General features: G+C 60.6%; 20 protein-coding genes and 2 pseudogenes. 11 read left to right on the forward strand and 11 right to left on the reverse strand.

The features are described 5' to 3' along the window. Positions 1-133: 133 nt before the first annotated feature. From AC19YS_RS27940 to argP, 3 genes are all read right to left on the reverse strand, one after another. Positions 134-1,021, reverse strand: a complete 888-nt coding sequence (locus AC19YS_RS27940) for a proline iminopeptidase-family hydrolase (protein WP_500603122.1) — start codon at positions 1,019-1,021, stop codon at positions 134-136. A 79-nt stretch (positions 1,022-1,100) separates the two neighbouring features. Continuing rightward, a complete protein-coding gene (locus AC19YS_RS27945; RefSeq protein WP_106579800.1) occupies positions 1,101-1,997 on the reverse strand; it encodes a bestrophin family protein in 897 nt (298 codons plus the stop codon). Between the two features lie 270 nt (positions 1,998-2,267). Continuing rightward, positions 2,268-3,197, reverse strand: coding sequence for an HTH-type transcriptional regulator ArgP (gene argP, locus AC19YS_RS27950; protein WP_500603123.1), 930 nt, complete (start codon positions 3,195-3,197; stop codon positions 2,268-2,270). A gap of 207 nt (positions 3,198-3,404) precedes the next feature. Here argP and AC19YS_RS27955 point away from each other — a divergent pair, with 207 nt between their 5' ends. The 4 genes and pseudogenes from AC19YS_RS27955 to AC19YS_RS27970 all read left to right on the forward strand — a co-directional run bounded on the left by AC19YS_RS27955 (position 3,405) and on the right by AC19YS_RS27970 (position 8,987). Further along, complete coding sequence (locus AC19YS_RS27955; RefSeq protein WP_500603124.1) at positions 3,405-3,674, forward strand: hypothetical protein; 270 nt, start codon at positions 3,405-3,407, stop codon at positions 3,672-3,674. A gap of 666 nt (positions 3,675-4,340) precedes the next feature. Further along, positions 4,341-7,402, forward strand: a pseudogene (locus AC19YS_RS27960) (Ice nucleation protein). Positions 7,403-7,795: 393 nt separating this feature from the next. Continuing rightward, the gene (locus AC19YS_RS27965) at positions 7,796-8,374 is read left to right on the forward strand and encodes a papain-like cysteine protease family protein (protein WP_119736146.1); all 579 of its coding nucleotides are present in this window, start codon (positions 7,796-7,798) and stop codon (positions 8,372-8,374) included. A 13-nt stretch (positions 8,375-8,387) separates the two neighbouring features. Beyond that, positions 8,388-8,987 (forward strand): hypothetical protein, encoded by a 600-nt coding sequence (locus tag AC19YS_RS27970; protein WP_500603125.1) that lies wholly within the window; start codon positions 8,388-8,390, stop codon positions 8,985-8,987. Here the strand turns inward: AC19YS_RS27970 and AC19YS_RS27975 are convergent. The 3 genes from AC19YS_RS27975 to AC19YS_RS27985 form a co-directional block, all read right to left on the reverse strand. Continuing rightward, complete coding sequence (locus AC19YS_RS27975; protein ID WP_500603126.1) at positions 8,945-9,901, reverse strand: HdeD family acid-resistance protein; 957 nt, start codon at positions 9,899-9,901, stop codon at positions 8,945-8,947. The genes AC19YS_RS27970 and AC19YS_RS27975 overlap by 43 nt on opposite strands. Before the next feature lie 292 nt (positions 9,902-10,193). After that, positions 10,194-10,916 (reverse strand): FadR/GntR family transcriptional regulator, encoded by a 723-nt coding sequence (locus tag AC19YS_RS27980; RefSeq protein WP_106579793.1) that lies wholly within the window; start codon positions 10,914-10,916, stop codon positions 10,194-10,196. A 47-nt stretch (positions 10,917-10,963) separates the two neighbouring features. Further along, complete coding sequence (locus AC19YS_RS27985; RefSeq protein ID WP_500603128.1) at positions 10,964-12,700, reverse strand: IlvD/Edd family dehydratase; 1,737 nt, start codon at positions 12,698-12,700, stop codon at positions 10,964-10,966. Positions 12,701-12,891: 191 nt separating this feature from the next. Here AC19YS_RS27985 and AC19YS_RS27990 point away from each other — a divergent pair, with 191 nt between their 5' ends. Genes AC19YS_RS27990 through AC19YS_RS28010 form a run of 5 tightly spaced genes read left to right on the forward strand, consistent with a single transcriptional unit; the run spans position 12,892 to position 18,735 of the window. Then, on the forward strand, positions 12,892-14,214 hold the full coding sequence (locus AC19YS_RS27990) for an MFS transporter (protein WP_500603129.1): 1,323 nt from the start codon (positions 12,892-12,894) through the stop codon (positions 14,212-14,214). A gap of 15 nt (positions 14,215-14,229) precedes the next feature. Then, positions 14,230-15,222, forward strand: a complete 993-nt coding sequence (araD1, locus tag AC19YS_RS27995; protein ID WP_500603130.1) for an AraD1 family protein — start codon at positions 14,230-14,232, stop codon at positions 15,220-15,222. Between the two features lie 10 nt (positions 15,223-15,232). Then, positions 15,233-16,813: an aldehyde dehydrogenase (NADP(+)) gene (locus AC19YS_RS28000; protein ID WP_500603131.1), complete on the forward strand. Its 1,581-nt coding sequence runs from the start codon at positions 15,233-15,235 to the stop codon at positions 16,811-16,813. Between the two features lie 15 nt (positions 16,814-16,828). Then, positions 16,829-17,692 carry an SMP-30/gluconolactonase/LRE family protein gene (locus AC19YS_RS28005; RefSeq protein WP_500603132.1) on the forward strand — a complete coding sequence of 288 codons (864 nt, stop codon included), beginning with the start codon at positions 16,829-16,831 and terminating at the stop codon, positions 17,690-17,692. Between the two features lie 38 nt (positions 17,693-17,730). Further along, on the forward strand, positions 17,731-18,735 hold the full coding sequence (locus AC19YS_RS28010; RefSeq protein WP_500603134.1) for a substrate-binding domain-containing protein: 1,005 nt from the start codon (positions 17,731-17,733) through the stop codon (positions 18,733-18,735). 143 nt (positions 18,736-18,878) lie between these two features. On the opposite strand, the gene AC19YS_RS28015 is transcribed toward AC19YS_RS28010, so the two are convergent. Beyond that, positions 18,879-20,027 carry an aldose epimerase family protein gene (locus tag AC19YS_RS28015; RefSeq protein WP_500603135.1) on the reverse strand — a complete coding sequence of 383 codons (1,149 nt, stop codon included), beginning with the start codon at positions 20,025-20,027 and terminating at the stop codon, positions 18,879-18,881. A 138-nt stretch (positions 20,028-20,165) separates the two neighbouring features. Between AC19YS_RS28015 and AC19YS_RS28020 the strand changes: the two genes are divergently transcribed. Continuing rightward, positions 20,166-20,933 (forward strand): SDR family NAD(P)-dependent oxidoreductase, encoded by a 768-nt coding sequence (locus tag AC19YS_RS28020; RefSeq protein ID WP_200623694.1) that lies wholly within the window; start codon positions 20,166-20,168, stop codon positions 20,931-20,933. Positions 20,934-20,938: 5 nt separating this feature from the next. Here the strand turns inward: AC19YS_RS28020 and AC19YS_RS28025 are convergent, their stop codons facing one another. From AC19YS_RS28025 to AC19YS_RS28035, 3 genes and pseudogenes are all read right to left on the reverse strand, one after another. Then, on the reverse strand, positions 20,939-21,541 hold the full coding sequence (locus tag AC19YS_RS28025; protein ID WP_119736126.1) for a glutathione S-transferase: 603 nt from the start codon (positions 21,539-21,541) through the stop codon (positions 20,939-20,941). Between the two features lie 30 nt (positions 21,542-21,571). After that, positions 21,572-22,104: pseudogene (gene mug / locus AC19YS_RS28030) on the reverse strand (G/U mismatch-specific DNA glycosylase). Beyond that, complete coding sequence (locus AC19YS_RS28035) at positions 22,101-23,099, reverse strand: cupin domain-containing protein (protein ID WP_448201525.1); 999 nt, start codon at positions 23,097-23,099, stop codon at positions 22,101-22,103. The pseudogene mug and the gene AC19YS_RS28035 overlap by 4 nt, the downstream one beginning before the upstream one ends. A gap of 65 nt (positions 23,100-23,164) precedes the next feature. Here AC19YS_RS28035 and AC19YS_RS28040 point away from each other — a divergent pair, with 65 nt between their 5' ends. Next, positions 23,165-24,364, forward strand: a complete 1,200-nt coding sequence (locus AC19YS_RS28040) for an MFS transporter (RefSeq protein ID WP_500603137.1) — start codon at positions 23,165-23,167, stop codon at positions 24,362-24,364. Positions 24,365-25,293: 929 nt separating this feature from the next. On the opposite strand, the gene AC19YS_RS28045 is transcribed toward AC19YS_RS28040, so the two are convergent. Continuing rightward, positions 25,294-25,713 (reverse strand): MarR family winged helix-turn-helix transcriptional regulator, encoded by a 420-nt coding sequence (locus tag AC19YS_RS28045; protein WP_124418887.1) that lies wholly within the window; start codon positions 25,711-25,713, stop codon positions 25,294-25,296. Positions 25,714-25,835 lie beyond the last annotated feature (122 nt).

Consider the following 25,835-nt stretch of genomic DNA (forward strand, 5'->3'; position numbering starts at 1 on the left):
AAACACCGCGTTCTGGCTGGCAGACCGCGGTGTTTTTATTGGGGCCGCTTCGCCGCCCAACGCAGGGCAAGCCTGCTGGCCACTTCAAGGATGCTGGCCAGTTAAAGCCTGCCCATCACAGAGCGTTGTGTTTTCACTCAAGGGAGGCAAGAAACTCGGCTACACACGTCATGCACGCGTCACGCTCTTCAACATGCGGCATATGGCTGGACTGCTCGAAAATCTGCCAGCGCACGTCGCTGATGCCGTCGGCAAACGGCTGCACCGTGGCCGGTGTGGCTTCGTCGAAGCGCCCGGAGATCAACAGCGTCGGCACCTGGATCTGCGGCAGCCGATCAATGATCGTCCAGTTGCGCATGCTGCCGATCACATGGAACTCAGTGGGGCCATTCATCGCGTGGTAAACGGTGGGGTCTTCTTCGATGGCGGCATTGGTGCGCTCAACTTCGGCGGGCACCGGCAGGGTACGGCACACATGGCGCGCGTAAAACACCTCCGCCGCGGCGAGGTATTCAGCGGTGTCGGTGGTGCCGGCGGCTTCATGGCGCAGCAACGTGGCCTGCACCTCGGGCGGCAGCGCCTGGCGCAGCTCATTTGCTGCGTCGCACCACAAATCCATCGAGGCCGGCGAGTTGGCAATAATCAACGCTTTCAAGCCGGCAGGCTGGCGCACCGCGTGCTCGGCGCCGAGCATGCCGCCCCAGGATTGGCCCAGCAGCGCGTAGTCACTGATCTCAAGGTGCTCGACCAGATTGTCCAACTCTGCCAGGAACAGCTCCACGCTCCAGAAATCGACGGAGGCGCCGGGTAAGTGGGTCGAGCGGCCGTTGCCGACCTGATCGTAGTGCACCACCGCGCGGCCAGTGGCGGCCAGGTCTTTGAAACTGTCGACGTAGTCATGGGTGCAGCCCGGGCCGCCGTGGGCAATGATCAAGGGCAGGCGCCCTGAACTCAAATCGCCAGTGACCCGGAACCACGTCCGATAGCCACGGAAATCGGCATAACCTTCGCGAACCTGCATGCTGTGTACCTCCTTGGAATTGATGCGGTACAGGCTAACCAAAACCGCGCGTCAGGTGCACTGGTAGAAATGATAGGTTCTACGCGTGCAGCAAACGGTCACCGCCCAACGCATCACGCTGCATCGATTGCAGGTTTTTCTCGATGGTCTCGCAGAGGGTTTCCATCTGGATCTGGTGTTCGCTGGAGTGAAACGGGCTTTGCAGGTCGGTGCCGATGCGTTCGATCGCCAGCAGCATAAAGCCCACCACCGTCGACGCCAGCGGCGTGAACCAGCCCAGGGATTCCACCAGGCCCACCGGCACGATCAGGCAGAACAGCGAGATAAACAGCCGCGGGAAATACACGTAAGGGTAGGGCAGCGGCGTATTGGCGATGCGTTCCATACCGCCCTGGGCGTTGGACAGGTCCACCAGGGTGGACTCCAGCCGAGCCAGGCGAATGCTGTCCAGGTGCCCAGTCTTGTATTCACGCGCCAATAACGCTGCAGAGCCGGTGAGGATGTCATTGGCAAAGTTATTGGTGGCGCCCTTGCGCGCGAACTCTTCAGCCGGGATAAATGCACGCACCTCGTCCGGGCATGGATTGCCCCTGAGGTGCGCCGCCAGGCAATTCACATACGCCACATGGCGGCGCAACAGCGTGGCCTTGGCTGGGTTCACCTCGCCTTCAGGGTCGTCGAGCAGGGTCAGTACCTGGCGTGCAAAGCTGCGCGAGTTATTCACCATCGCGCCCCACAGCGTGCGGGCTTCCCACCAGCGGTTATAGGCGCTGCTGTTGCGAAAACTGATCAGCACCACCAGGGCCGAACCCAGCAATGTCAGCGGCATCAGCGGCAGATTGATCTTGGTGGTCAGAAACAGCATGAAATCCACCGTGACGGCGACATCCCACAACAATAGCCAGAACAGGGACCAGCCCACATAGCCCATGGTCTTGATGACCAAGCGGTATTTTTTGATGATGGCGGCTTTCAAACGTGAACCTCGAAGCGGGCGATAAGCAACAGTGCTTAAGCTCGGACGCCCGTTTGCGGAGAAAGGTTCGCCTTGGGCCTGAATCGTTTAAGTTACGGGTTATCAGGTTTCACACGCTGATTTATAGGCCGGGGCGGTCGGCGTAAGTGGTCCACAGCACAGACGCCGTTGATGTTTACCCTGCAAATCCGGCGATTTGGATAAATGGGAGCCTGAAAGTGAGGCGTTTATCTGCCCATTGCATGAGTGTGGGTTGAAACGGCGAGGGTGTTATCTGATCGACGTGCCAACCACGAATGTCTCTTGCCTCTTGAAATTCAAGATGCGCCTGGCGGCAGCTACTGCATGCTTGGAGAGCGCTTCCATGCGTGGAGATTGCAAGGCCCAGGCGTGCCAATACAACGCAACGTCGGTGAAATGCCCAGGGACCAGATCCACGAGATCTCCACTTTTAAGCAAGGTACTGGCTTTCATCTGCGGAACCATGCCGTAGCCGAGGCCATGACGTATCGCCCGAAAGCGCGCTTCGGGCAGCGACAGGTAGTGGCTCGGAAAGGCATCTGCATGCAGGCCCAAACGCGACTGTAAAAATTCTGACTGCAATGTGTCTTTGCGAGAGTAGGCAAGCACCGGTGCCCTGCGTGCGGCGTCGCGTGTCAGCCCGGACGGAAACCATCGCGCCTGAAAGGCCGTCGATGCCACCAATTGGTAGCGAACCGACCCTAGCGGTTCTGCAAAGCAGCCACGCATCGGCACTGGACGCGTGCCTATGCATCCAATGACTTGCCCACTCTCCAGCAGGGCATACGTATGATCCTGATCATCGACCACGAGCTCTAGGAGAATCTTTTCGCTGACAAACGTCTCTGCCAATGCCGGGAAAAACCATGTGTTCAAGGTGTCGCCGTTCACGCCTATTACCAACCGTACATAGTCCTCGCCGGTTCCTGCTATATCGTTGAGCAATTCTTCCTCCAGCACTGTCGCGCGACGCAGATAAGTCATCAACTTCCTCCCAATCTGAGTCGGCTCGCACGGCCGCCCCCGTACCACCACGGAGCTACCCAGACGCGCTTCCAGTGCATGTATCCGCTGTGAGACGGCTGACGGAGTCACTTTCAGGTATTCGGCTGCCTTTTCGAAGCTGCCACCTTCGATGACGGCCAGAAACGCCTGCATGTGCCTCGCATCGAGCTTCATTGTCGAATTCCTGATTAAGTATTTCTTATGGGTACTGAAATATACTTCGTTTTACTTCACTTTTATTTCAATGCATTCAATGATGACTTCAGGGCGACACAAGGTAATTTTCCGGTGCAGTGCCCGACCCTATCTTCGCCCACAGTTTAAAGGTGGCGCAGGGGAAGTACTGTTTAACCCCAGGAGTTAAGCATGAGATGTGTGTTTATGATTTTGCACGCGTTGACGTTGTGCGCGTGCACAACCTCTGTCCGCAATTGGAAGAGAATAGACGGGCAAACCACGGATGTTGCGCAAGACAAAGCCCGTTGTCAGTACGAGGCCAAAGCGGCGACGGCAAGCTATCACTCCTCGCCTTCGGCTGACGACAAAACGTCCGGCATGGGCAATGCCGTGGGTGACGGGATTGTTATTGCGCAAAAACAAGTTGAACTGATCAACGACTGCCTGCGGGTAAAGGGTTATGTCGGGCAGTAAAAAATAGACACAGGGTGGGCCGTTGATAGTCGCCTGGCTGTGCTGTCGAGTTGTTTGCCAGTGGTTTTATACCGCCGGTGTTTTCCTGATTATTCAAGATTAAGGCATTTGGTTTTCAGCAGGGCGCAGTCAATTCAATTGGTCAGTGCTCGCGTTATCGGCCGCCTTGATTTTGTTGATGTGTTTGTTATGGAAGTTTGCCTCCAAAGGATTTTACAGAAGTAGTTGTAAAGGTGTTTCAAAATGAAAGCCGAAAAAGTTCTGGTGCTGCGAACATGCGCTAATAATATGGCCGACCACTGTGGTCTGATCTGGCCTGTTTCAGGACGGGTCGAATGCAAGTTTTGGGAACCCACCCTAAAGCTTGAAAATGGGTTGACTGGCGTGTTGTGGGGGCAGGGCGCGAGTGCGCAGTTGAGCCCGCAGGCAGACGCGAGATGGGTAGTGTGTGAAGTGGCAGTGAGTGACCTGATTTTCCTCGAAGAGGATGAAGGCGTGAAATTTTCTCGTGCTGAAGTTGTTCATGTCGGTACGCGAAGCAGTGCACTGGACTTTATTCAGGACAATGCTTGCAAGTATGAAGCCTCCACGACAAATTTGATTGAGGCCTTGGTTATTCCTGATGCGCAATCAGGGACGAAGGCTGTTCTTCCCGCCCTGCCGGTTGTGACCAAGGCTCCTGCCGATGTGGTCACTCGCCGTACTACGGTGCGTTCTACGCAAACGCTGGAAACGGCCGTTTATGGCAGTACGCTCACTGGCGCTAATCAGAGCCAACTCATTGCAGGCTACGGAAGCACTGAAACTGCCGGAGACAGCAGCACATTGATTGCAGGCTATGGCAGTACCGGAACGTCGGGTTCTGATAGCTCGATCATTGCCGGCTACGGCAGTACACAAACCGCGGGCGATGAAAGCTCCCTGATGGCGGGGTACGGCAGTACACAAACAGCCAAGGTGGGCAGTGATCTCACCGCCGGCTACGGCAGCACCGGCACTGCCGGCTCCGACAGTTCGCTCATTGCCGGGTATGGCAGCACGCAAACGGCAGGCGGCGAAAGCTCGTTGACCGCCGGTTACGGCAGTACCCAAACGGCTCAAGAAGGCAGTGATCTCACCGCCGGTTATGGCAGTACGAGCACCGCCGTCTCCGACAGTTTGCTGATCGCTGGCTACGGGAGCACGCAAACTGCCGGCGGTGAAAGCTCTCTAACCGCAGGGTATGGCAGCACCCAAACAGCCCGCTTAGGCAGTGATCTGACCGCCGGTTACGGCAGTACAAGCACTGCGGGCTCCGACAGCTCACTGATTGCCGGCTATGGCAGCACGCAAACTGCCGGCACAGACAGCTCTCTGACGGCCGGTTACGGCAGTACCCAAACGGCTCAAGTGGGCAGTGACCTTACCGCCGGTTACGGCAGTACCAGCACTGCGGGTTCCGACAGCTCACTGATTGCCGGCTATGGCAGCACGCAGACTGCCGGGGAGACAGCACCCTGACGGCCGGTTATGGCAGTACGCAAACAGCTCAATTGGGCAGTGACCTCACTGCCGGCTACGGCAGCACGAGCACTGCGGGCTCCGACAGTTCGCTGATCGCGGGTTATGGCAGCACCCAAACTGCGGGCGGCGAAAGCTCCCTGACTGCTGGTTACGGCAGTACTCAGACGGCTCAGGAAGGCAGTGATCTGACTGCCGGTTACGGCAGCACGGCCACCACCGGACCTGGCAGTATGGTGACTGCCGGTTACGGCAGTTCGCAGACTGCCGGTCACGCGAGTGCGTTGATTGCCGGTTATGGCAGCACCCAGACGGCCGGTTACAAAAGCATTCTGACTTCGGGTTACGGCAGCACTCAGACCGCCCAGGAAAGCAGTGATCTCATCGCCGGCTACGGCAGTACTGAAACCGGTGGTTACGACAGTTCGTTGATCGCCGGTTACGGCAGTACCCAGACAGCCGGTTACGCAAGCATTCTGACTGCCGGATACGGCAGCACGCAGACAGCACAAGAAGGCAGTTCACTCACCGCAGGTTATGGCAGTACGAGCACCGCGGGCGCTGACAGCTCGCTGATCGCAGGCTACGGCAGTACTCAGACCGCAGGACACGAAAGTACACTCACTGCAGGCTACGGCAGCACCCAAACAGCGCAGGAGGACAGTTCGCTTACTGCAGGATACGGCAGTACCTCAACTGCCGGATTCAACAGTTCATTAATCGCCGGCTACGGCAGTACGCAAACCTCGGGCTATGAGAGCACCCTGACGGCCGGCTATGGCAGTACACAGACGGCCCAGGACAATAGCTCGCTCATCACGGGTTATGGCAGTACCTCCACGGCGGGTTATCAAAGTTCGTTGGTTGCGGGTTACGGCAGCACCCAGACCGCAGGTTATGAGTCGACCCTGACAGCCGGCTACGGCAGTTGCCAGACGGCTCAAGAGCAAAGTTGGTTAACTGCCGGCTACGGCAGTACATCAACAGCGGGCTATGAAAGCAGACTGATTGCCGGCTATGGCAGTACGCAAACCGCCGGCTACAAAAGTACCCTGACCGCAGGCTACGGCAGTACCCAGACCGCCCAGGAAGAAAGCTCGCTGACTACCGGTTATGGGAGCACTTCAACGGCGGGCTACAACAGTACGCTGGTCGCCGGTTACGGCAGCACTCAAACCGCCGGCTACAACAGCAGCCTGACGACGGGTTATGGCAGCACCCAGACTGCGGGTTACGACAGTGTCATGACTGCGGGGTATGGCAGTACGCTGACCGCCCTGGACAGCAGTACGCTGACTGCCGGCTATGGCAGCACGCAAACCGCCGGATTTGGCAGTTCGTTAATGGCCGGCTACGGCAGTTCGCAGACTGCCGGTTGTGAAAGCACATTAACGGCCGGTTATGGCAGTACCCAGATGGCGGAGCGCGACAGCACGCTCACCGCAGGCTATGGCAGCACCGGTACTGCCGGGCAGGACAGCTCGCTGATTGCCGGTTATGGCAGCAGCTTGACCAGTGGCACGCGCAGCTTTTTGACCGCGGGCTACGGCAGCACACTCATCAGTGGACTGCACAGTGTACTGACGGCGGGCTACGGCAGCAGTCTTACCTCAGGCATGCGCAGCAGCCTGACGGCGGGATACGGCAGCAACCAGATTGCGAGCCATAAGAGTTCGCTGATTGCGGGCCATGAGAGCACCCAGATTGCAGGGCACAAAAGTATGTTGATTGCCGGCAAAAACAGTTCGCAAACTGCGGGTTGTCGCAGCACGTTGATCGCCGGCGCTAAAAGTATCCAGATGGCGGGCGACCGCAGCAAGCTGACTGCCGGTGCAGACAGCACCCAGACAGCCGGCGATCGCAGCAAGCTTTTGGCCGGTAGCAACAGTTACCTGACGGCTGGCGACCGGAGCAAACTCACTGCCGGCGACGATTGTGTGCTGATGGCCGGGGACCGTAGCAAGCTGACGGCTGGCAAGAACTGCGTATTGACCGCAGGCGCTGACAGCAGGCTCATAGGGAGTCTGGGCTCGACGCTTTCAGGCGGGGAGAACTCGACACTGGTTTTCCGCTGCTGGGACGGTAAGCGCTACACCAACGTGGTCGTCAAGACGGGCAGCGACGGCGTGGAAGCTGATGTTCCCTATCAAATTGACGAGGACAGCAACGTTCTAATCAAGTCTGAGGACAGCCACAGTGTGGCGGACCCGGTTCAACTGCAGCCATGAACTTATTCTCTAAACCCGCCTGCGGCCGAGCGCTGAAAACCTAACCCCCCAGGTGCTTTCAATCATTCTTGTGAAGGGCAACATGACGCTGTGACGAAGCCCTGATGAAGGCCAATGCAAAACGCCCCGACTTGTTTGGGGCGTTTTGTTATCAATCGGCGAAAGGCAGGTGGAGGAAACGAACACGGTGATCCTCATCGTCTGCCATCTTTTTCAATGATTATGCAATTGTGCATTTATGTGTTTGCGTTAATGCATATTAACGCCTAGGGTTAGGTCGAGCCAGATCGGAACGCGCCCTCTAATCCGGGCATCTCGGAACGTCGATAGCTCAGCAACACCGCTGTACCTTTACACGCTGGATGCGTGTTTTCATTCATGGAGGATTGAAAAATGTTAACCCCTGAAACAACCCGATTCACCGGCGACACACAGCCCAACTGCCTGATCGGCCATCTGCTCGACCCGCAACTGGTCGAAGCGGCGCATCAGACTAAAGCAATGGCTGGCGCCAGCCTGAATTTCAGCATGCAGAAACAAACCCAGACCAACTGGTGCTGGGCGGCGGTTTCCGCGTCGGTCGGCAACTACTACGGCACCGGGTCCTGGACCCAGTGCGGTGTCGCCAGTAACGCGCTGGACCGCAACTGCTGCAACCAGCCCGGCCCGTGCAACGTCTACGGCTATCTGGATTCCGCCCTGCGAATCACGCGCAGTTACAACGGCATGAATCAAGGCTCGCTGCAGATGTCGGCCATCCAGAACCAGCTCAACATGGGCCGCCCCATCGGTTTGCGTTGCGCCTGGTACGGTGGCGGTGCGCACTTTCTGGTGATCTATGGCACCAACGGCAACTACCTGTTGATCGCAGATTCGATCTACGGCTATTCGACTCGCGCATTGAACTCGTTCCCCGGTTCTTACAACGGCGGCGGCAATTGGACCAACACTTACTTCACCGTAAAGAACTGAGGAGGGCTGCATCATGCAACTGACTTATCCAAAGGCGCCTTCCAACGGCGTACAGGTACTGCGTCCGGCGCTGCAAGCCGCGCTGCAAACTCAGGGCTTCGGCGTCAATCGACAATTCGCAGCCGCCGTGCCAGGCCAAATCAGGCTGAGCGAAGGCTATCGTGGCTACTCGCTCAGCCTGGAGGACCTGAGTCTTGGTAAGGGCCTCAAAGACGCTGAAGTCGGCGATTGGCATTACCTGGTATTTGCCGACGGGGCGACGATTGCCGACGCGCAATTGGCCGACGTACGTGGGCATGTCGAGTTCGCTTCGCTCAACCACGGGACGTTGGCAGCGGCGACGGTGGATGCGCTGAAACTGGCGGAACAGTCGCCGCAATTGCAGGGTAAAACCGTGGAACTGCGCGTGTTGTTCATCTCGGCACTGCACGTTGTGGCCATCTGGCTGCACGCCGACGGCGAAGAGGTGCTGATCCCGATTGAGCCGACCCCCAAGGAACTGGCGGTCACTCAGTTGTACAGTGAGGCGGCGCTGCTCGCTTTGCTCAAACCGGCGGCTGATCAGGCCCGTCAGCGCTTCGACGCCGACACCCGTGGCGAGTTGGGCAGTTGATAAAACTCTAGGGTAAAAAAACCCGGACATTGTCCGGGTTTTTTATCGAAACGGCTCAGCGAATCAGGGTCAGTCAGACGTGATACGCAGCCTGGGGCGGCGGAGAAAAAATCACATAGGTTTTTCGAGATCATCCGGCGTTGATTTTCGACCGGACTCGGCTGATGTTTTTTCATTTTTCCACTGACGGCGTAAAGCGATGGGCGGCGTACCACTTCAGCATTCGCTACACCCAGCGGCGTCCAAATATGGACGATAAGGGGCCGGGCATTCTCTCCTGTGGGACGCTCACACGTGGTTTGCTCTGTGTGACCTGGCCCAGGCATGGGGCGATCAGCATCCTCGTTTAGCGCCGGGTTGGAGATCATTCGCCGGGCGCGGCCCGCAACAAGCAACATATTCCAACCTGCAAAAAACAATCCCAGCCCGAGGCAGTAGGGGACCGTGCCGATATAGTGTGTTGGGTAGGGTTGAAAGAAGAACACGGCCAGAGCGATTTCGACCCCGCCGCCGAACATTGCGATACGAAAGGTTCGGTAGCGGACAACGTAAGCGGACACGATCTGCAGTAAGCCGTCGGCTAAAAACAACGTGCCGAAGATCATCGAAAGAATAAAGTTGCCGTGGTGGTGGCCTGCCAGGATCAGTGATGCAGCCGTCACGAAAGACAAGCCTTTGAGGTAGCGAAGCTTACGCTGCCCGACGATCCCGCTGTGTGCCACGACCAACGTCGCACTGCCCTCGATCAACAGTAACCAGGCGAAAGGGTTTATCGGGAAGTACAGTGCGTCATCCAGTGCATCAATGAATAGGATGCTCCCGCACAGGGTGCCGACAACCCCAATGGCTGTCAGCGTGCGCCAATATGACCGAAGGTAATCAACCCCCAATAGCAGTATGACAAGCCTGACCATTGCACCGTCCTCTACCCTTGAACCAGCGTATTAAGCCGGCAGTGGTCACGTTCCCATTTGGGTGTTGAGTCTCCAGCACAACGCGATGTGCACCGCCGCTTGGCGGGCAGCCTGCGGTTCTGAGAACAAAGCGTGTTCTCAGCCAGAGGACAGAAGCGCGGTCGGCGTGCAACATGTCATTTTCAAGCTGCAGCAGGGCGAGAGGCGTGGAGGGCGCCGCGAAGGGGTACTGCGAGCATCGTGCGCACATGGCCGGTTCCTCGAACTGACCTCCTGAGCGTAGACGATGAATTTACAGCGGCGTCAGCACGTTCATCACCGTGTCCAGCGCCACGCGCGTGTCATCCAGCTGCACCAGCGAGGCGTGCCGGGCGCCGAGGGCATCACGGTTCTGGATCGCCGTGAGAATGGCCTTGTGGCGGGGCAGGCTCAGGCCCTGGATGTCCGGGCGGCGGTTGGTGATGTTGATCGACTCGCGCAGCGGCAGCGACAGCATGTTGCACATGTAGGCGAGCAAATCGTTGCGGGTGGCGTCAGCAATCGCGCGGTGGAAGTCCAGGTCGGCCTGCAGCAGGTCGTCATGGGTCTTCGCGGTTTCCATGCCCAGGTAGGCTTTTTCGATGGTGGCGATGTCTTCATCGGTGGCGGTAGTCGCGGCCATGGCGGCGATTTCCGGTTCGAGGATGCGTCGCACGCCGGCCAGGGTGTTGAAAAACTCACTGTGAGGCGTGGTTTGCATCAGCCAGGACAACACGTCAGGGTCGAGCAAATGCCATTTCAAGCGCGGGCGCACCACCGCGCCCACCCGAGGTTTGGAATACACCAGGCCCTTGGCGCTGAGCACGCGCGTCGCCTCGCGCAACACCGAACGGCTGACCTTGTACTCCTCGCACAGCGTGGCCTCCATGGGCAGGCGTTCTTCGGGTTTGAAGCGACCGGAAACGATGTGCATGCCCAAGTCCTGGACGATCTGGGCATGCATGCTCTTGCGCGGCTTGGACGGCTGGTGATCCATAACGAACGGGAGGCCCTGGCTAAATAGGCGGCATCATAGCATCCCAATTAGTGGGAATGACGCGGGACTTCAGCCCCACGGCAGCCCACCAGAAAGTCAAAGTCACAGCCTTGGTCGGCCTGCAACACGTGGTCGATATACAGCTGACGGTAGCCGCCGACGATCAGCTTCTGCGGTGGCGGCAGGTCGGCCATGCGGGCTGCCAGCTCTGCGTCGGGGATGTCCAGGTGCAGACGGCCATTGGCGCAATCGAGTTCGATCCAGTCGCCTTCTTTCACCGTGGCCAACGGGCCACCGGCGGCGGCTTCCGGTGCCACATGCAATACCACCGTGCCGTAAGCGGTGCCGCTCATGCGCGCATCGGAAATCCTCACCATATCGGTCACGCCCTGGGCCAGCAGCTTGGCGGGCAAGCCCATGTTGCCGACTTCGGCCATGCCCGGGTAACCCTTGGGGCCGCAGTTTTTCATGACCAGGATCGAATCGGCATCCACGTCCAGCTCCGGGTCATTGATGCGCGCCTTGTACATGTCGAAGTCCTCGAACACCACAGCCCGGCCACGGTGCTGCATCAACTCGGGGCTGGCGGCCGATGGTTTGAGCACGGCGCCCAACGGCGCCAGGTTGCCACGCAGCACGCAAATGCCGCCGTCGGCGCGGATCGGGTTGTCGAGGGTGCGGATCACTTCGTCCTGGCCGTAAATCGGCGAGTCCTTGGTGTTCTCGCCCAGGGACTTGCCGTTGACGGTCAAGGCGTCCGGGTGGGGGATAAGGTTGGCTTCGCCAAGACGGCGCAGCACGGCGGGCAGGCCGCCGGCGTAATAGAACTCTTCCATCAGGAAGCGCCCAGACGGTTGCAGGTCGACGATGGTCGGCACGCCGCGGCCCATGCGCGTCCAGTCATCCAGGTCGAGCTCGACACCGATGCGCCCGGCGATGGCTTTCAAATGAATCACCGCGTTGGTTGAGCCGCCGATGGCGGCATTCACGCGGATCGCGTTTTCAAATGCTTGCTTGGTGAGGATCTTCGACAGCTTCAAGTCTTCGCGCACCATTTCTACCGCACGCATGCCGGACATATGCGCCAGCACATACCGGCGCGCATCCACCGCCGGGATCGCCGCGTTGTGGGGCAGAGAAGTGCCCAGTGCCTCGGCCATGCAGGCCATGGTGGAGGCCGTGCCCATGGTGTTGCAGGTGCCGGCCGAGCGCGACATGCCGCCTTCGGCCGCGAGGAAATCGTCCAGGGTGATGGTGCCGGCCTTGACCTGTTCGCTGAGCTGCCACACCACTGTGCCCGAGCCGATGTCCTGGCCTTTGTGTTTGCCATTGAGCATCGGCCCGCCGGTGACGACGATGGCCGGCACGTCGCAACTGGCCGCGCCCATCAGCAGCGCCGGGGTGGTTTTGTCGCAACCGGTCAGCAGCACCACGCCGTCGATGGGGTTGCCGCGAATCGCTTCCTCCACGTCCATGCTCGCCAGGTTGCGGGTGAGCATGGCGGTGGGCCGCAGGTTGGACTCGCCATTGGAAAACACCGGGAATTCCACCGGGAAGCCACCGGCCTCGATGACACCACGTTTGACATGCTCGGCGATCTGGCGGAAGTGCGCGTTGCACGGCGTCAGCTCCGACCAGGTGTTGCAGATACCGATGATCGGTTTGCCATGGAACTGATGGTCGGCGATGCCCTGGTTCTTCATCCAGCTGCGGTACATGAAGCCGTTTTTGTCGGCGGTGCCAAACCACTGGGCGGAGCGGAGGGTGGGCGTTTTCTCAGGCATGGTGGCCTCTCTTATTGTATGACTATATGTTCTATATACGGCTAAACATAAGCGCAAAATCGAGGCTTTGGAAGTGTTGTTTTGCAAATAGTCATACTATATAGTCCGACTTAACTGAGGCATGACCCTGGCGGTTTTTCGCGAGAGGCGCCCCCCGAGCTTCTATAAAAACAACAATCGGAGATCGACCCATGAGCCAGGAGCTGCGGCTTATTCGGCGCATCACGCTGAAACTGATTCCCTTCCTGATCCTGCTCTACCTGATCGCCTACGTGGATCGCTCGGCAGTGGGTTTCGCCAAGCTGCACATGGGCGCCGATGTCGGCATTGGCGACGCCGCCTATGGCCTGGGCGCGGGGCTGTTCTTCATTGGCTACTTCCTGTTCGAGATCCCCAGCAACCTGATGCTCGACCGTTTCGGCGCTCGGCGCTGGTTTGCGCGCATCATGCTGACCTGGGGCGCGATCACTATCGGCATGGCCTTCGTGCAAGGGCCGCACAGTTTCTACCTGATGCGCTTTTTGCTCGGCGCGGCGGAGGCGGGTTTCTTTCCGGGCGTGCTGTACTACATCACCCAGTGGTTCCCGGTGCGCCATCGCGGCAAGATCCTCGGGCTGTTCATCCTCTCCCAACCCATTGCGATGATGATCACCGGCCCCGTGTCCGGCGGCTTGCTGGGCATGGACGGCATCCTGGGCCTGCATGGCTGGCAGTGGTTGTTCGTTGTCATCGGCACGCCGGCGCTGTTGCTGACCTGGCCAGTGCTGCGCTGGCTGCCGGACGGCCCCCAGCAGGTCAAGTGGATGAGCGAGGCCGAGAAAACCTGGCTCACCGGCGAGCTGAATAAAGACCTGCAAGCCTACGGCCAGACCCGCCACGGCAACCCGCTGCATGCGCTGAAGGACAAGCGAGTGCTGCTGCTGGCGCTGTTCTACCTGCCCGTAACCCTGAGCATTTATGGGCTCGGCCTGTGGCTGCCGACGCTGATCAAGCAGTTCGGCGGCAGTGACCTGGTCACCGGTTTCGTCTCGGCGGTGCCGTATATCTTCGGCATCCTCGGCCTGCTGATCATCCCGCGCAGCTCCGACCGTTTGAATGATCGCTACGGCCATCTCGCGGGGCTGTATGTGCTGGGCGCCATCGGGCTGTTCTTGAGTGCCTGGCTGAGCTTGCCGGTGCTGCAAATGGCCGCGCTGTGCCTGGCGGCGTTCGCGCTGTTTTCCTGCACGGCGGTGTTCTGGACCTTGCCGGGGCGCTTTTTTGCCGGCGCCAGTGCGGCGGCGGGCATTGCGCTGATCAACTCGGTGGGCAACCTCGGCGGCTACATCGGCCCGTTCGTGATCGGCGCGCTCAAGGAGTACACCGGCAACCTGGGCTCGGGCTTGTACTTCCTGTCGGGTGTGATGGTGTTCGGGTTAATCCTGACAGGCGTGGTGTACCGCGTGCTGGAACGCAAGCACGTGCTGCCCGCCGAGCAATTTGCCGCCAGCGCCCGGGGTGCCACGCGTACTTAATCGAGGAGAAATTTCATGCGTTTAGTTCAGTTTGAGTTACGCAACGGAGAGCGCCGTGTCGGCTTCGTAGAAGGCACCCAGCTGCGCGAAGTGCAAACGGCCCGCAGCGTGCGTGAGCTGGCGTTGGCGGCCATCGAGGCGGGCATCAAGTTGGCGCAGCAGGTCGACAGGTTGGGCCTGGGCGACAGCTACGACTACGGTGCACTGCTGGCCGACCTGAAAATCCTGCCGCCGCTCGACCACCCGGACCCGGCTCACCTGTTGATCAGCGGCACCGGCCTGACCCACCTGGGCAGCGCCTCGGCGCGGGACAAGATGCACCAGCAGGCCGGTGACGACAGTGCGATGACCGACACCCTGCGCATCTTCAAATGGGGCGTGGAGGGCGGCAAGCCCGCGTCTGGCCAAGTCGGTGTGCAACCGGAGTGGTTCTACAAAGGCGACGGCAGCATCGTGGTGCGCCCGGGCCAGGCTTTCCCGGTGCCGCCGTTTGCCGAAGACGCCGGTGAAGAACCGGAAATCGGCGGCCTCTACGTGATCGGCCACGACGGCAAACCCTATCGCCTTGGTTTTGCCATGGGCAACGAATTCTCTGATCACGTGATGGAGCGCAAAAACTACCTGTACCTGGCCCATTCCAAGTTGCGCAGTTGCAGCTATGGCCCTGAGTTACGCGTTGGCGAGTTGCCGCAGCACCTGGCGGGCACCAGCCGCATCCTGCGTGACGGCGAAGTGATCTGGCAAAACGAATTCCTCAGCGGCGAGGCCAATATGTGCCACAGCCTGGAAAACCTTGAGTATCACCACTTCAAATACAGTCAATTCCTCACACCGGGCGACGTGCACGTGCATTTCTTCGGCACCGCCACCTTGTCATTTGCCGACGGTATACGTACCCAAGCGGGCGATGTGTTCGAGATCAGCCAGGCCGAATTCGGCGCGCCGCTGGTCAACACGGTCGGCAAGGCTGACGCGGTGTTCGAGCCCGGCAATGTCATCACCCTTTAAGGAGATCTACATGACCCAATTCCTCGGCCACAACTACATCGGCGGCCAGCGCAGCGCCCTCGGCAGCGTGACCCTGCACAGCGTCGATGCCAGCACCGGCGAAGCCTTGCCGCAGGGTTTTTTCCAGGCGACCCCCGAAGAAGTCGACGCCGCCGCCACGGCGGCCGCCGCTGCTTACCCGGCATACCGCGGGTTGAGTGCCTCGCGGCGCGCGCAGTTTCTTGACGCAATAGCCGACGAGCTGGACGCGCTGGGTGATGAGTTCATCGCGTTGGTCTGCCGCGAAACTGCGCTGCCCGCCGCGCGCATCAACGGCGAGCGCGGCCGCACCAGCGGCCAGATGCGCCTGTTCGCAACGGTGCTGCGCCGTGGCGATTTCTACGGTGCACGCATCGACAAAGCGTTGCCCGAGCGTCAGCCGTTGCCGCGTCCGGACCTGCGCCAGTACCGCATTGGCCTCGGCCCGGTTGCCGTGTTTGGCGCGAGCAACTTTCCCCTGGCATTTTCCACCGCCGGTGGCGACACCGCAGCCGCGCTGGCGGCGGGTTGCCCGGTGGTGTTCAAGGCCCACAGTGGGCACATGGCTACGGCCGAGCAAGTCGCCGATGCAATCCTGCGCGCGGCCCACGCCACCGAAATGCCGGCGGGCGTGTTCAATATGATCTTCGGCGGCGGCGTCGGTGAGGCGCTGGTCAAGCACCCGGCGATCCAGGCGGTCGGCTTTACCGGCTCGCTCAAGGGCGGTCGCGCCTTGTGCGACATGGCCGCCGCCCGGCCGCAGCCGATCCCGGTGTTTGCCGAGATGTCGAGCATCAACCCGGTGATCGTATTGCCGCAGGCGTTGCAGGCGCGGGCGCACACCATCGCCCGCGATCTGACGGCCTCGGTGGTGCAAGGCTGTGGTCAGTTCTGCACCAACCCAGGCCTGGTGATCGGCATCGCATCGCCGCAGTTCAGCGCATTCACCCAGCAGGTGACCCGCCTGATCAATGATCAGCCGGCACAAACCATGCTCAACGCCGGCACCTTGAGCAGCTATGGCAAAGGCCTGGAAAAGCTGCTCGCGCACCCAGGTATCCAGCACCTGGCGGGCAGTGCCCAAGCGGGCAATCAGGCGCAGCCGCAGCTGTTCAAGGCCGACGCCCGCCTGCTGATCGACGGCGATGACGTGCTGCAGGAAGAGGTGTTCGGCCCGACCACAGTGGTGGTCGAAGTGACTGATCAAGCCCAACTCGGCGCCGCCTTGCAGGGGCTGCACGGCCAACTGACGGCGACGATTATTGGCGAGCCGGCCGACTTTGAGCAGTTCACCGAACTGACCCCGCTGCTGGAACAAAAAGTCGGCCGCATCCTGCTCAATGGCTACCCAACCGGCGTTGAAGTCTGCGACGCGATGGTCCACGGCGGGCCTTATCCGGCCACCTCGGACGCGCGCGGCACTTCGGTCGGTACCCTGGCCATCGACCGCTTTCTGCGTCCCGTGTGCTTCCAGAATTACCCTGATAGCCTGCTGCCCGACGCGTTGAAAAACGCCAACCCGTTGCGCATCCAGCGGCTGGTCGATGGCACGCCATCGCGCGAGCCGCTGTAAAAAACAGGAGTTCACATGCCGTTTAATGCCGTCACCGCACACCGTGCACAGTTGGGCGAAGGCCCGTTTTGGGATGCGCCGACCCAGGCGCTGTATTGGGTCAATATTATCGGCAAACAGGCGTTGCGCCTGATGGACGGGCAGTTGCAGATCTGGCAGTTGCCCGAGCACGTCTCGGCGTTTATTCCGTGTGAAAGCGGCGATGCGCTTGTGACCTTGAGCAGCGGCGTCTACCGGCTCGACCTGGTGACCGAAGCGCTGACGCTGCTGTGTGTGGCCGACCCGCAACCCGGTAACCGGGGCAATGAAGCGCGCTGCGATGCCCAGGGTCGCCTGTGGCTGGGCACCATGCAGAACAACATTGGCGAGCAGGGCGAAGACCTGCCGATCACCCGACGTTCCGGTGGCCTGTTTCGCGTCGACGCCGATGCGCAGGTCACGCCGCTGCTGCGTAGCCTGGGCATTCCCAACACCTTGCTGTGGAGCGAGGACGGCAGTCAGGTGCATTTCGGCGACAGTATGGACGGCACGCTTTATCGGCACGTGATCCAGGAGGGCGGCCAGCTCGACCCGGCGCAGGTCTGGTTTGGCCCGCACCCACGCGGTGGGCCGGACGGCTCGGCAATGGACAGTCAGGGCTATGTCTGGAATGCACGCTGGGACGGCAGTTGCCTGCTGCGCCTGACGCCCGACGGTGCAGTGGACCGCGTCATCGAACTGCCCGTCAGCCGCCCCACCAGTTGCGTATTTGGTGGGCCCAATCTCACCACGCTCTATATCACCAGCGCCGCCAGCCCATTGGATCACCCCCTGGATGGCGCGGTATTGGCCATCGAGGTCGATGTACCCGGTACACCCTGTCACCGCTTTGCCGGTTAAATCCTGACATTCAAAAACAACAACAAGGAGTCACCCGTATGAATCGTCGTCGTGGTTTGCGTTCCCTGTGCTGCGCCGCTGTAGCGGTGTCAGCCCTGGGCCTGAGCGGCCTGCTGCTGGCTGCTGAAGAAGTGAAGATCGGTTTTCTGGTCAAGCAGGCTGAAGAGCCGTGGTTCCAGACCGAATGGGCGTTTGCCGAAAAAGCCGGCAAGGAACATGGCTTCACCGTGATCAAGATCGCCGTGCCCGATGGCGAGAAAACCCTGGCCGCCATCGACAGCCTGGCGGCCAACGGCGCCAAGGGCTTTGTGATCTGCCCGCCGGACGTGTCCCTCGGCCCGGCCATCGTCGCCAAGGCGCGCGCCAACGGCCTGAAAGTGATTGCCGTGGATGATCGCTTTGTCGATGCCAAGGGCAACTTCATGGAGGACGTGCCGTACCTGGGCATGGCCGCTTTTGAAGTCGGCCAGAAGCAGGGCGCGGCGATGGCGGCTGAAGCGAAAAAACGCGGTTGGGACTGGAAGGACACCTATGCGGTGATCAACACCTTCAACGAACTCGACACCGGTAAAAAGCGCACCGACGGCTCGGTTAAATCCCTGGAAGATGCAGGCCTTCCCAAGGATCACATCCTGTTCACCGCCGCCAAGACCCTCGACGTTCCGGGCAGCATGGACGCCACCAACTCGGCCTTGGTCAAACTGCCCGGCGGCGCGAAAAACCTGATCATCGGCGGCATGAACGACAACACCGTGCTCGGCGGCGTACGCGCCACCGAAACCGCAGGCTTTGCCGCGGCCAATGTGATCGGCATCGGCATCAATGGCACCGACGCCATCGGCGAATTGAAGAAAGCCAACAGCGGCTTCTTCGGCTCGATGCTGCCCAGCCCGCACATTGAAGGCTACAACACCGCGAAGATGATGTTCGACTGGGTCACCACCGGCAAGGAACCGCCCAAGTACACCGCCATGGATGAAGTGACGCTGATCACCCGCGAGAACTTCAAGCAGGAACTGGAAAAAATCGGCCTCTGGAACTGAGGGTTGGCCAAACCGATGAACCACTGCTGAGTCACGCCGGAACATCACTGAATGTGGGAGCGGGCTTGCTCGCGAAAGCGCAGTGTCAGTCACTGCATCTGTCACTGAACCAGCGCTTTCGCGAGCAAGCCCGCTCCCACAGTTCAGTCGGCGGAAAACTTGAACACGGTGTTCTGGGTGTAGGTCTGCCCAGGGTTCAATCGGGTCGAAGCAAATGTTGGCTGGTTGGGTGCATCCGGAAAGTGCTGGGTTTCCAGGGTAAACGCGCTCCAATGCGCATACGCCTTGCCGGCCTTGCCCTTCACCGTGCCATCCAGGAAGTTGCTGGTATAGAACTGCACGCCGGGCTCGGTGGTGTAGAGCTGCAAACGGCGGCCGGAGGCGGGGTCGTGCACCTCGGCGGCGAGTTGCTTGATATTGCCTTTGGTGTCCAGCGCCCAGTTGAAGTCAAACCCACCCTGTTTGGGCTCGGCGAACTTGAGCTGCGGATGGTCGTCCTTGATGCGCTGGCCGATCGGCGTGGGTGTGAGGAAATCCATCGGCGTGCCTTTGACCGGTGCCAGTTCGCCAGTCGGAATCAACGTGGCATTCACCGGCGTGTAGTGGCTGGCATGCAAGGTCGCCACTTGCTTGAGGATGTCGCCATTGCCCGCGCCGGCGAGGTTGAAGTAGCTGTGGTTGGTGAGGTTCAGCACCGTGGGTTTGTCGGTGGTGGCCTTGTAGTCGATGTGCAGTTCGTTTTTATCGTTGAGGCTATAGGTGACCTCGGTCTTGAGGTTGCCGGGGAAGCCCATTTCACCGTCCTTGGACAGGTAGCTCAGCTTCACGCCGACCGAATCCTTGCCCTTGACCGGTTCGGCTTGCCACACGTGCTTGTCGAAGCCCTGGGCACCGCCGTGCAGCGAGTTGGGCCCATCGTTGAGCGGCACCTGGTAACGCTTGCCATCGAGTTCGAACGCCCCGGCGGCCAGACGGTTGCCGAAGCGGCCGATGCTCGCGCCGAAAAAGGCCGTACCGCTCTGATAGCCCTGCACGTCGTCGAAACCGAGTACGACGTCATCGACCTTGCCGTTTTTATCCGGCACTTTCAGCGACTGCAATACGCCGCCGTAAGTGATCACCGTGGCTTGCATGCCATGGCTGTTGCGCAAGATGTATTGCTCGACGGCAGTGCCGTCGTTGGTTTTGCCGAAAGGCTTGTGTTCACTGCTAAGCCCGGCGGCCTGGGCGCCACCGCTGGCAATCAGCATGGACAGGGCGAGGCCCGAAAGCAGGTGTCGAGGGTGCTTCATGGTCGAACTTCCTTTTGTTGTTTTCAGTGGAATAGTTCTACTAATGTGCGATATTTCGTCGAGTTGACAGCGAATTTATAGCGTTAAACCCCAGATACGCAAAATAAAATAAGACTAATTGATTGAGGCAAGCGTTATATGAGTACTGCACACGCCGTTTATCCCGACCTGAAGGGTAGGACCGTACTGATTTCCGGAGGTGCCTCGGGCATTGGCGAATTCATGGTGCGCGCTTTCGCCGCGCAAGGCGCCAAGGTGGCCTTTGTGGACCGCGCGCAGAGCCAGGGCGAGCGTCTGGCGGCGTTGTTGAGTGACCAAGGGCATCGCGTTGAGTTCGTGTGCTGCGATATCACTGATGAAATCGCCTACAAAGCGGCGATAGCCCGTTTTGAGCAAACGCTGGGGCCGATCACCGTGTTGGTGAACAACGCGGCCAATGACGTGCGTCATACGCTGCAAGAGGTCGATTCGCAGATGTTCGACAGGCTGATCGCCGTCAACCTCAAGCACGCTTTTTTTGCTGCCAAGGCGGTGGTGCCGATGATGAAAAGCGCGGGCGGCGGGGCGATTATCAACCTCGGCTCGGTCGGCTGGATGATGGCGTCGGCGGGCTACCCGGTGTATGCCGCCAGCAAGGCGGCGGCCCATGGCATGACCCGAGCGTTGGCGCGGGAATTGGGCCCCAGCCGTATTCGGGTCAACACCCTGGTGCCCGGCTGGGTCATGACCGAAAAACAGCTGGCGATGTGGGTGGACGATGCGGCCAGGGAACTGATCAGCCGCAGCCAGTGTTTGCCAGGCAGTGTGCTGCCGGAACACATCGCCAACATGGCGCTGTTTCTTGCCTCCGATGCGTCGGCGATGTGTTCGGCACAAAACTTTATTGTGGATGGGGGCTGGGTGTAGGCCAGTTATTCGATGGGGTATTTCCTGAACGCCGGGTGCTGTTCCAGCTGATCGGCGTGGCGTTGCAGGTTGGGAAACGCCTGGGCCTTGAGCACCGTCGGCAGTTTTAACTGAGTGAACGACCAGGCGACGGCCGCCGTCAGCGCGGCCTGGTTCAGGCGTTCACCGCTCGCCTGGGCCAGGTGTGTTTCCAGCAGCGAATAAGCGGCCAGCAGCTGCCCGGTCACGCGATCCAGCCACGGTTCATGCAATTTTTCCGCTGGGCGCAAGTGGTGCTCGTAGACGATCTGCACGGTTTTCTCACACGCCGCCAGGGCCAGGCCGAGCACTTGCAGTTCTTTGGCGCGTGCACCGGCGTTGTGTGGCAGAAGCTTCTTGTCGGTCGGCGCCAGGGTTTCGAAGTAGTCCAGGATCAGGCTGGAATCCATCAGCACCGTTGCATCATCGAGCACCAGCGTGGGCGCCTTGACCACCGGGTTGATCGCGGAAAATTCAGCGTAGGTGCTGAACACCGAGAGCGACTCGTGTACGAAATCCACCCCGTACAGTTCAAGGGAAATTGCGACGCGACGCACGTAAGGCGAGTCCAGCATGCCGACCAGTTTCATGCAGCCTCCAAGGCTCTCGGGGTGTTTGGCTCAAGAGATTAAGGGCTCCGGGCCGGCCTGCGCAATGGCCGCGCGCAGCGGCTGATAGGCTTGCACGAGTTGCTCCAGACTGAACGCCAGGTTGCGCCCGCTCGGGTTGGGTAACACCCACACCGAGGCGCCGCCCATTCGCTGCGGCTGCAGCCCCAGGCGATCTTGCGCTGGCCGGACAACGCGCTGTAACCGGGCTTGCCGAGGAACGCCACGATGCGCGGCCGGCAGTGGCGGATCTTGTGTTCAAACGCCGTCGCCGCTTCGGTGAATTCATGCCGCGCCAATTCCCCTGCGCTCGCCGTCGGGCGCTCGACCAAGGTGGTCAGGCCACAGTGATAGTCAAGCAGGCTGCGCCCATCCTCCGGGCGAATTTCATGCGGGGTAAAACCCGCCAGGTGCAACGTGCGCCAGAAGCGGTTGCTGCGATTGGCGAAGTGCTGGCCGAGGGCGGCAGAGCCCTTGCCCGGGTTGATGCCGCAGAACACCACGTGCAGGTGGTCGGCAAGGATGTCTTGGAGTCTGTCGCTCATGCTGGGCTCCTGGCACGACTCGCCCCGGGCGGTTGCCCGGTAATGCGCTTGAAGGCGCGGCTGAAGGCGGCCTGGGAGGTATAGCCCAGGCGCTGCGCGACTTCTTCGATCGGCAACCGCTCCAGGGTCAGCCATTGGCTGGCCAGGCGCATGCGCAGTTCCGTGGCGTAGCGCAGTGGCGGAATACCGAGGGTCGCCTGGAAGCGGTCGGCGAACACCGAGCGCGAGGTGTGCCCCTGCGCTGCCAACTCGGCCACGCTCCAGTCGCGGCCCGGTTGCTGGTGCAAGGCGAGGAGGGCGCGCGCCAATCGCGGGTCACGCAACGCGGCCACCAGGCCCGACGCGTTGCCACAGGCGCATTCGACCCAGCCGCGCACAATCATCGCCGCCACCACATCGGCAAGGCGCGCCAGGATGCCCGCGTAGCCGATACGGGCACTGCAGACTTCGCGCTCCATGGTCGCCAGAATCGGCATCAGCCCCGGATAACGCTGGCCCCGCGCATCGATCAGCATCATCGCCGGCATCAGGCGACCCAGCCCCTGGATGCTGCCCAATTCAAATTCCATGCAGGCGCTGAACAGCAAGCTGCCAGCTGAACTGTCGGCGTCGGCGGGGGCCTTCACGGCGCACACCGCATCACCGAGCGAGGCCGCTTCGAAGCTGCCGATATCCCGCACCGCTGCGCCCGGGCTCGACAAGAGCTGATGAGCGCCGCCATGGGAGATGAACACCGCATTGCCGGCCGACAGCGCGTAGAGGCTGCCGTCGTCCAGGCTCAAGGTGGCGCAACCCGCGGCCAGGAAGTGGAAATACGCGTGCCCGGGCGTGGCCTCAAAACCGACGCCGAACACAGGCCCGGCTTCGATGCGACGGTACTGCACCCCGCGCAGGCGCATGCCCTGCAGCAGCTCATTGATGAGGTCGGAAGAGACGGTAAACGCGTCAGTTGAAGTCATGCTCGGGGTTTCGGTCAAAAACTCAAGGGTTTGCATCATAGATCATCCTGGAGGGCGAACCTAGACTGGCGACCTCGCTCATTTCCTGAGGATGTTTTGTGATGAATGATTATGCAGCCCATGTCGGCACCAGGGCGCAGCCGACCACCCCGGCCTGGATGGCGGTGTTCTCCCTGGCAATGGGGGTGTTCGGCCTGCTGACGGCGGAATACTTGCCGGCCAGCCTGTTGACGCCGATGGCCTTGGACCTTGGGGTCTCGGAGGCATTGGCCGGCCAGGCGGTCACGGTGACGGCGGTGGTGGCGTTGTTCGCCGGCTTGCTGGTACCGGGCTTGACCCGTGGCCTCGACCGGCGCCTGGTGTTGCTGGGCTTTTCCACTCTGATGATTGCGTCGAACCTGCTGGTGGCGCTTTCGTCCAGCCTGGCCGTATTGCTGTTGATGCGCATCCTGTTGGGCATCGCCCTTGGCGGTTTCTGGAGCATGGCGGCGGCCGTGGCGATGCGCCTGGTGCCGCCTGCGCTGCTGCCACGGGCGTTGTCGATTATTTTCAGCGGGATTGCGGTGGGTACCGTCGTCGCCGTGCCGCTGGGCAGCTACCTTGGCGGTGTGTATGGCTGGCGCAGTGCGTTTGTCGCGGCGGCTGCGGTGGGGGTGGTGACGCTGGTGTTTCAACTGTTCACGTTGCCGCGCCTGGCGCCGACCGACACCGCGCGCCTGCGCACCGTGCTGGAGGTGCTGTTGCGCCCAGGCATTGCCATGGGCATGTTCGGCTGCGTGCTGGTGCACACCGGGCATTTCGCGCTGTTCACTTATATCCGGCCGTTTCTGGAAAGCACCACAGGGGTTGGCGCTCAGGGGCTGGCGTTGATGCTGCTGGGGTTTGGCGCGGCCAATTTCGTCGGCACGCTGCTGGCCGGGTGGATGCTGGTGCGCAACCCGCGCGGTACGTTGGTGCTGATGCCGGTGTTGGTGGGCGTTGCGGCGCTCGCGTTGGTGCTGCTGCCGGCTTCGCTGCCGGGGCAAGCGTTGCTGCTGGCGTTATGGGGGATGGCGTTTGGCGGCGTGCCGGTGGCGTGGTCGAACTGGGTGGCGCGTGCTGTGCCGGACCAGGCGGAAAGCGCCGGTGGCATGGTGGTTGCGTCGGTGCAGTCGGCCATTGCAGCGGGGGCTGCGGGGGGCGGCGCGATGTTTAGTTTGAGTGGGATTGGTGGCGTGTTTGTTGCGGCTGGGGTTTTGATGCTGCTGGCAGCTTTGTTGATTGCGTGGCGGGTGCGGGTGCCTGGGGGGCTAGGCGAGTAGGTTTTAGTACATATCCATTATTTGCGAGAAGGCGGATATCGGTTCCGCTCTTACAGCGGGTCACTTTTGGAAAAGAGCCCCAAAAGTAACCAAAAGGGCTCTTGCCCCACCACTCGGCACCTCGCTCACGCTTCGGTGTGCCCTCACGCAGGCTTTGGAGCGGGGGCCGCCGCGATGGGCCATCCTTGGCCCAGCGCGGCTAAACCGGCGTCCTGCCGGTTTACCCCCGCTCCAAAGCCTGCGTGAGGCCAGCGTGGTTTAACGGGGCGCCTAAGATCAAAGTCAAAAGCAGATCAAGATCAAAAGCAGAGCACGGCGGCCTAGTAGCCGACCTGAGTGGTTGAAGCAAAAGCAGGGCAACAGGGCAAAAGCAGAGCAAAAGCAGAGCTGCTTTTCTGTGGGAGCTGGCTTGCCTGCGATGCAGGCACCTCGGTACTTCAGGCATAACCAGTTGATGCCATCGCAGGCAAGCCAGCTCCCACATTGACCGAGTACACACACATCTACCTGATGTACTGAGCTCCAAATGTGGGAGCGGGCTTGCTCGCGAATGCGGTGGTTCAGTTACAAATGAACTGACTGACACACCGCCATCGAGAGCAAGCTCCCTCCCACATTAAACTCAGTTCAGTTTCCACGATCAGGTCGTCTGTCAGGCCGCCTCGCTCTTGCTTTTGATCTAACCACTCAGGTCGGCTACTAGGCCGCCGTGCTGTAGATCTTGATCTTGATCTTAGGCGCCCCGTCAAACCACGCTGGCCGAACGCAGGTAGTACGGAGCGAGGGCACACCGAGCCTAGGCGAGGTGCCGAGTGGTGGGGCAAGAGCCCTTTGGTTACTTTGGGGCTTTTCCAAAGTGACCCGCCGTAAGGGCGGAACCCATACCCGCCATCACCCAAAAAACGGATATGTACTCAAAAGCCCCGCATTCAGTCTTCCAAGTTGGCCAGCAACGTCTTGGCAAAGTCATCGGAGGCAATAAAGTCCAGTGTCTGGCGCAACTGCGCCGCCGCTTCCCGGCCGAACGCCTGATCAAAACGCTCCGCCATTTTGTTCGAAATACGCTTGGCCGCCGCATGTGTGCGCTTGCCCTGTTCGGTCAGCAACACCCGCCGTGTGCGGCGGTCGAGTTCGTCCACCTGCAGTTCCACCAACCCATCGCGTACCAGCGGCTTAAGCGTATGGCCGAGAGCGGAAAGGTCCATCACCAAGGCTTGGGCCAGCTCGCCCATCTTCGGCGTACCCGCCTTGGCAATACGGTTGAGCACCGCAAATTGGGTAGCTTTCAACCCGCAGGGCGCATACGCCTCGTCATAGATCTGACCCAGGCGACGGGACGTACGGCGCACGGCACCGTTCACGCAGGCGCTGGGGCTCTCGGAGCAAGGCGGGGCAGATTTCAAGGGCAGATACTCTCTGATACAAAACACGACGCGGGTGATTATGCCTGCGCGACCTGTCAGGACAAGGC

The sequence above is a fragment of the Pseudomonas sp. MF08831 genome, from assembly GCF_059862645.1.

Excerpts from the sequence above, each read along its gene's own strand:
- AC19YS_RS27965 (WP_119736146.1), top strand. The coding sequence starts at position 7,796 with ATGTTAACCCCTGAAACAACCCGATTCACCGGCGACACACAGCCCAAC.
- AC19YS_RS28010 (WP_500603134.1), top strand. The coding sequence starts at position 17,731 with ATGAATCGTCGTCGTGGTTTGCGTTCCCTGTGCTGCGCCGCTGTAGCG.
- AC19YS_RS28025 (WP_119736126.1), bottom strand. The coding sequence starts at position 21,541 with ATGAAACTGGTCGGCATGCTGGACTCGCCTTACGTGCGTCGCGTCGCA.
- argP (WP_500603123.1), bottom strand. The coding sequence starts at position 3,197 with ATGAAGCTCGATGCGAGGCACATGCAGGCGTTTCTGGCCGTCATCGAA.
- AC19YS_RS27970 (WP_500603125.1), top strand. The coding sequence starts at position 8,388 with ATGCAACTGACTTATCCAAAGGCGCCTTCCAACGGCGTACAGGTACTG.
- AC19YS_RS27940 (WP_500603122.1), bottom strand. The coding sequence starts at position 1,021 with ATGCAGGTTCGCGAAGGTTATGCCGATTTCCGTGGCTATCGGACGTGG.
- AC19YS_RS28005 (WP_500603132.1), top strand. The coding sequence starts at position 16,829 with ATGCCGTTTAATGCCGTCACCGCACACCGTGCACAGTTGGGCGAAGGC.
- AC19YS_RS28000 (WP_500603131.1), top strand. The coding sequence starts at position 15,233 with ATGACCCAATTCCTCGGCCACAACTACATCGGCGGCCAGCGCAGCGCC.
- AC19YS_RS28040 (WP_500603137.1), top strand. The coding sequence starts at position 23,165 with ATGAATGATTATGCAGCCCATGTCGGCACCAGGGCGCAGCCGACCACC.
- araD1 (WP_500603130.1), top strand. The coding sequence starts at position 14,230 with ATGCGTTTAGTTCAGTTTGAGTTACGCAACGGAGAGCGCCGTGTCGGC.
- AC19YS_RS27985 (WP_500603128.1), bottom strand. The coding sequence starts at position 12,700 with ATGCCTGAGAAAACGCCCACCCTCCGCTCCGCCCAGTGGTTTGGCACC.
- AC19YS_RS27955 (WP_500603124.1), top strand. The coding sequence starts at position 3,405 with ATGATTTTGCACGCGTTGACGTTGTGCGCGTGCACAACCTCTGTCCGC.
- AC19YS_RS27980 (WP_106579793.1), bottom strand. The coding sequence starts at position 10,916 with ATGGATCACCAGCCGTCCAAGCCGCGCAAGAGCATGCATGCCCAGATC.
- AC19YS_RS28015 (WP_500603135.1), bottom strand. The coding sequence starts at position 20,027 with ATGAAGCACCCTCGACACCTGCTTTCGGGCCTCGCCCTGTCCATGCTG.
- AC19YS_RS27975 (WP_500603126.1), bottom strand. The coding sequence starts at position 9,901 with ATGGTCAGGCTTGTCATACTGCTATTGGGGGTTGATTACCTTCGGTCA.
- AC19YS_RS28020 (WP_200623694.1), top strand. The coding sequence starts at position 20,166 with ATGAGTACTGCACACGCCGTTTATCCCGACCTGAAGGGTAGGACCGTA.
- AC19YS_RS27990 (WP_500603129.1), top strand. The coding sequence starts at position 12,892 with ATGAGCCAGGAGCTGCGGCTTATTCGGCGCATCACGCTGAAACTGATT.
- AC19YS_RS28035 (WP_448201525.1), bottom strand. The coding sequence starts at position 23,099 with ATGCAAACCCTTGAGTTTTTGACCGAAACCCCGAGCATGACTTCAACT.